This window comes from Kitasatospora sp. MY 5-36, from assembly GCF_001182915.1.
Taxonomy (GTDB): Bacteria; Actinomycetota; Actinomycetes; order Streptomycetales; family Streptomycetaceae; genus Kitasatospora.
Map to the genome: position 1 here is coordinate 1 of NZ_LFVW01000721.1, position 5151 is coordinate 5151.

A 5151-nucleotide genomic window follows, 5' to 3' on the forward strand; every position below is an offset into this window, starting at 1 on the left:
GAACTCGTGGCTCTCGTCGATGAAGCCGTAGTCGAATCGCTCCGCGCCGTCCCGGTGCGGCACCACCGCAGCGGCCCCGACACCGGCTTCGGAGACCCGCGCAAGTCGGAGGTCGCTCCGCACCGTTCCGGTGCGGCACTATCGCAACCGCGGGCCCGTCACCACACCGAGCACCACCTCGGGCGTCGCTCCGCACCGTCCCGGTGCGGCACCTTCCTCTGCCCGTGGGCCGGCTCCGCTGCACCGGAACTCGCCCGCCGGCGCTCCGCGGACTCCATACTCGTGGTCGTCGGGTCGGCTCCCCCTCGCGCCGTCTAGGCAATGGTCACCGTCTGTAGACGGTCGGGAGCCACGGACTGGCCTGATCCGAGCTTATGGAGGTATCCGGAAGGTCCCGGGCGACGCCTCCGGCGCGAGGTCACGAAATCGTCTGACGTCTTGACAGATTCGAGGGCGGTCGCCCAACTGCCCGAAAGGATGGCCGGATTGCGTCACGGGGTGTCGAAAAACCGTTGGTTACGATTGGATATCGGTCACTGCGGGTAGTCAATTTCGGGGCCGGAAGCGCCGCTCGAAGGGGGGCTTGCCCCCCGAACTCGACCACTCCGGAGCTGCTTGGTCCCCATCTGGTCCCCAAGCGCATACGAACGAACGCTCATGGAATCTGACGCCATGTCATGCAAAAGGCCGCTGACCTGGGATTTCTCCCGGCCAACGGCCTTTCCGACTTACGTCGGGACGACAGGATTTGAACCTGCGACCCCTTGACCCCCAGTCAAGTGCGCTACCAAGCTGCGCCACGTCCCGTGGTCTCGGTGCCTGCAGCGGGGCCTGGGGGGCTCTGCTGTGGGCTTCTCGACCTTGTCTCCGGTTGTCCCGGCGACGTGGAAAACAATACAGCACGTCGGGGGGTGCTCGCTGCCAGGTTCGGGGAGTGGGGTGGGTCAGGGGGTGGGGTGGCGGGCGTCGTAGGTGAGGAAGGCGGGGCGGCGGGCGGCGAGGAGGAGGACGGCGGCGACGCAGGCGAGGCCGCCGGTGATCACGGAGGTGGCGGGGTTGGTGAGGGCGGCGACGGTGCCGGACTCGAAGTCGCCGAGGCGGGGGCCGCCGGCGACGACCACGATGAAGATCCCCTGGAGGCGGCCGCGCATCTCGTCCGGGGCCGCGACCTGCATCATCGTGTTGCGGAAGATCATGCTGACGGTGTCGGCGCAGCCCGCGACCGCGAGCAGCAGGAGGCCGAGCCAGAGGTTGTGGAGGGCGCCGAAGGCCGCGATGGCCAGGCCCCAGGCGGCGACGGCGGCGAGGACGGCGACGCCCTGGCGGTGGACGCGGCCGACCCAGCCGGAGAAGAGCGCGCCGATCAGGGCGCCGACGGCCGGGGCGGAGACCAGCAGGCCGACGGTGCCGGCGTCGCCGCCGTAGAAGGTGACCGCGATGGCCGGGAAGAGGGCGCGCGGCATGCCGAAGACCATCGCGGCCAGGTCGGCGAGGAAGCTGGTGCGCAGGTTGGGCTGCTCGCGCAGGAAGCGGAGGCCGTCGAGGACGGAGGCGCGGCCCTTGCGCTCGCCGAGCGGCCGCATGGCGGGCAGGCGCCACATCGCGTAGAGGGTGCCGGTGAAGGCGACGGTGTCGACCAGGTAGGCGGCCTGGGATCCGTAGGCGCCGATGAGGACGCCGCCGAGCATCGGGCCGACGGTGAGGCCGAGGTTCATGCTGACGGTGTTCAGGGCGTTCGCCGCCGGGAGCTGGTGGCTGGGCACCAGGCGGGGGATCATCGCGGAGCGGGCGGGCGAGCTGATCGCGAAGAAGCCGGCCTGGACGGCGACGGCGGCGTACAGGACGGCGACCAGACCGAGGCCGGCCAGCGCCTGCGCGGCCAGGGCGGCGGAGACGACCGCCAGACCGGCCGAGCCGAGCAGGCCCAGCCGGCGCCGGTCGACGGTGTCGGCGATCGCGCCGCCGTAGAGGCCGAAGGCGACCAGTGGGACGAGGGAGAAGATGCCGACCAGGCCGGTCGCGAAGGCGGAGCCGGTCAGGTCGTAGACCTGGACGGAGACGGCGACGGCCGTCATCTGCTGGCCTATGGAGGAGACGGCCTGTCCGGCCCAGACCCGGCGGTAGTCGGGGTGGTCGCGCAGCGGGCTGAGGTCGGCGAAGGCCCGCCGGTACCAGGGGGAGCCGGCGGCCGCCTCCGGCCCGGGTCCGTCCCCCGGTCCGGGTTCCGGTTCGGGTTCGGGATCGGCGGCGGAGGATGCGGGGGACGGGGCGGGCGCGGGGGACGGCGTGGAATGTTGATTGTTCGACATAGTCCCTCATGCTCCGCTCCGCCCCCGGACGGCCCCGCACCGGGGCCGCCCCAGCGAAAGCCCGCCCCCGCCCGCGACGCCCCGGCCCCACCCGCGAGGCCCCCGCTACCGGCTCAGCACCTGCCTCTCTCCCGCCTCCACCGCAAAGTCCAGCCGGTTGCCCGGCGGCGGGAACGGGCAGATGAAGTGGTCCGAGAAGGCGCACGGCGGCAGGTAGGCCCGGTTGAGGTCGAGGACGGTGCGGCCCTCGGCGTCGGGTGCGGGCAGGGTGATGAAGCGGAAGCGGTAGGTGTCGATGCCGCTGGTCGTGTCCGCGATCACGCCGCTGAGCCGATCGCCCGACCGGCTGACGGTCAGGGTGCGGTGCTCGCCCGCCACCGTGAAGGCGATCTGCCCGGAGACGGCCAGCGGGCGCTCCCGGCCGTCGGCGTTCGGCACGACGACCGACCGGGCGTCGTCGTCCTCGAACGGGGTGAAGACGGCGGGCACGGCCCACTCGGGCGCGTACGGGAAGGCGGAGATGCCCGCGAACGCCGTCCGACGGGGTGCGGCCGGGTCGAAGACCCGCAGGGCCAGCTCGCCCTCGCGCTCGATCGGGACGAGCAGCAGGTCTCCCAGGACGGCGGTGTCGGCGGCCGGGTCGCTGTCCGGGCGCAGCAGCGCCTCGCCGTCCACCGGTGCGTCGGCACCGTCGACCGTGATGCCGTCGGACGCCGCCGCCCGGACCCGGACGCCCTCGGCGTCGGCCCACCAGCGCCCGGGCAGGCCGGGGATCTCGGCGGGCTCGGGCTCCAGCCAGTGCGTGCCGGTGAGTGCGAGCTGGCCGTGCTGCGCGCTCACCGACGCCGCCCGGCCGTCACTCCAGTGCTTCCAGTCCTCCGCGGCCGTCTCCGTCATCGGTCCACCCTCCCGGTCGGTCCGTGGACGGCCCGCTGTTCGGGCCGCCCGTCCTCCGTCATCCAGAACACCGTCCGCGCGGACGGATCATTCCCGTCGGCCCGATGTCGCCGAAACCGCAACACGGCGGCAACGCGCCGACACCGGGCACAACACGGGGCACCACTCCGGCCACACACCTACCCCTCACGGCGCTTCAGCGGACGGAACAGCCCCTCCTGCACCACGGACACCACCAGCCGGCCGTGCCGGTCGAAGATCTGCCCGCGGGCCAGGCCGCGCGCGCCGTGCGCGATCGGGGACTCCTGCTGGTACAGCAGCCAGTCGTCCGCCCGGAACGGCTGGTGGAACCACATCGCGTGGTCGAGCGAGGCCATGTCGAAGCTCCGCTCGCCCCACAGCGGCTCGACCGGGGCGCGGACGGCGTCCAGCAGCGTCATGTCGCTGGCGTAGGTGAGGGCGCAGACGTGGATCAGCGGGTCGTCCGGCAGCGGGCCGTTGGTGCGCAGCCAGACACCGCTGCGCGCCTCGACGCCCTCCAGCTCCTCCTTCGTCCAGCGCAGCCGGTCGACGTAGCGGATGTCGAAGGGCTGGCGGCGGCTGATGAACGGGGGCAGTTCGCCGAGCCGGGAGCCGACCTCGTCCAGGGCGCTGGGCAGCTCCTCGGGGGCGGCGACGGGCGGCATCGGGTACTGGTGCTCGATGCCGGCCTCCTCGGGTCTGTGGAAGTCGGCGGTGAGGGCGAAGATCGACCGGCCGCCCTGGATGCCGAGCACCCGGCGGGTGGTGAAGGACCGGCCGTCACGGATCCGGTCGACCTGGTAGACGATCGGCACGCCGGGGACCCCGGGGCGCAGGAAGTAGGCGTGCAGCGAGTGGACCGGGCGCTCGTCGTCCACCGTGCGCCCCGCCGCGACCAGCGCCTGCCCGGCGACCTGGCCGCCGAACGTCCGTTGCAGCGCCTCCTCGGGGCTGCGCCCACGGAAGATGTTGAGTTCGATCTGCTCAAGGTCGAGCAGATCGACAAGGTCGTCGACGGGGGTACCCATGGGCACGTTTCCTCTCCGGACTCCGAACAATTCTCCAGCTCAATCGAATCCTTTGGCGACCCGGGTCATTCCCGCGCAGCGGTCCGGAACGCCCAGTTCACTCGAACGAGTAGGCGAGCCGACGAGCAGGTGACGGACGGGACGGCCCGGGCGGCCAGGAGGCCCCCACCGGCCGCACGACCTCCGGCTACGCCCCCAGCCCCGACTCCCGCACCGTGATGTTGAGCCGCCCGAGCAGCCCCAGCGCCGGATCGGCCGTCCCCGGCAGCGTCCGCACCACCCCGTGGTACGCGAACCGGGCCGGGCCGCCGAACACCAGCAGGTCGCCGCTGCGCAGCTCCAGGTCCGTCCACGGCCGGGTCCTGGTCTCGGTGTTCCCGAGCCGGAAGACGCAGCCGTCGCCCAGCGAGAGCGAGACCACCGGCGCGTCCGCCCGCTCGTCGCGGTCCTGGTGGAGGCCCATCTTCGTGCCGTGCGCGTAGTGGTTGACGATCGCGATGTCCGGCGCGTACGACGCCGCCCCCGCGACCTCCCCCAGCGCGGCCCCGTACGCCTCGGCGACGGCCCTGCGCGCCAGGTCCCCGAGCAGCCGCGGGAACGGCTTGACGGGCGCGCCGTCCTCGGCGACCTCCCGGTAGCCGTACGGGTACCAGTGCAGGCCGAGGCTCACCATCCGGACGGACATCATCCCGCCGGTGGGCATCCGCACGGCGTGCAGACCGGCCGGCGGGCGGGCCCACTCCCGACAGGCGGTGACCAGGCGCCGCTGCGCGTCGAGGTCCAGCCAGCCGGGCAGCAGGACGGCGCCGGGGGCCGGCTCGGAGCGCTCGCGCGCGGCCGGGGACCCACCCGGATCACCGAACAGCTCGCCCTGGATCACCCCACCATCCTCCCGC

General features: G+C 72.8%; 4 protein-coding genes and 1 tRNA gene. All 5 read right to left on the bottom strand.

What is annotated here, in order from left to right; genetic code table 11:
• Positions 1-733: 733 nt before the first annotated feature.
• Positions 734-807: transfer RNA gene (locus AE652_RS34425), tRNA-Pro, on the bottom strand.
• A gap of 137 nt (positions 808-944) precedes the next feature.
• Positions 945-2309, bottom strand: a complete 1365-nt coding sequence (locus AE652_RS34430) for an MFS transporter (RefSeq protein ID WP_082346162.1) — start codon at positions 2307-2309, stop codon at positions 945-947.
• A 105-nt stretch (positions 2310-2414) separates the two neighbouring features.
• Positions 2415-3206 (bottom strand): DUF1684 domain-containing protein, encoded by a 792-nt coding sequence (locus AE652_RS34435; protein ID WP_049658848.1) that lies wholly within the window; start codon positions 3204-3206, stop codon positions 2415-2417.
• Between the two features lie 179 nt (positions 3207-3385).
• Complete coding sequence (locus tag AE652_RS34440) at positions 3386-4255, bottom strand: acyl-CoA thioesterase II (RefSeq protein WP_049658849.1); 870 nt, start codon at positions 4253-4255, stop codon at positions 3386-3388.
• Positions 4256-4442: 187 nt separating this feature from the next.
• Positions 4443-5120, bottom strand: a complete 678-nt coding sequence (locus AE652_RS34445; protein WP_049658852.1) for an alpha-ketoglutarate-dependent dioxygenase AlkB — start codon at positions 5118-5120, stop codon at positions 4443-4445.
• Positions 5121-5151 lie beyond the last annotated feature (31 nt).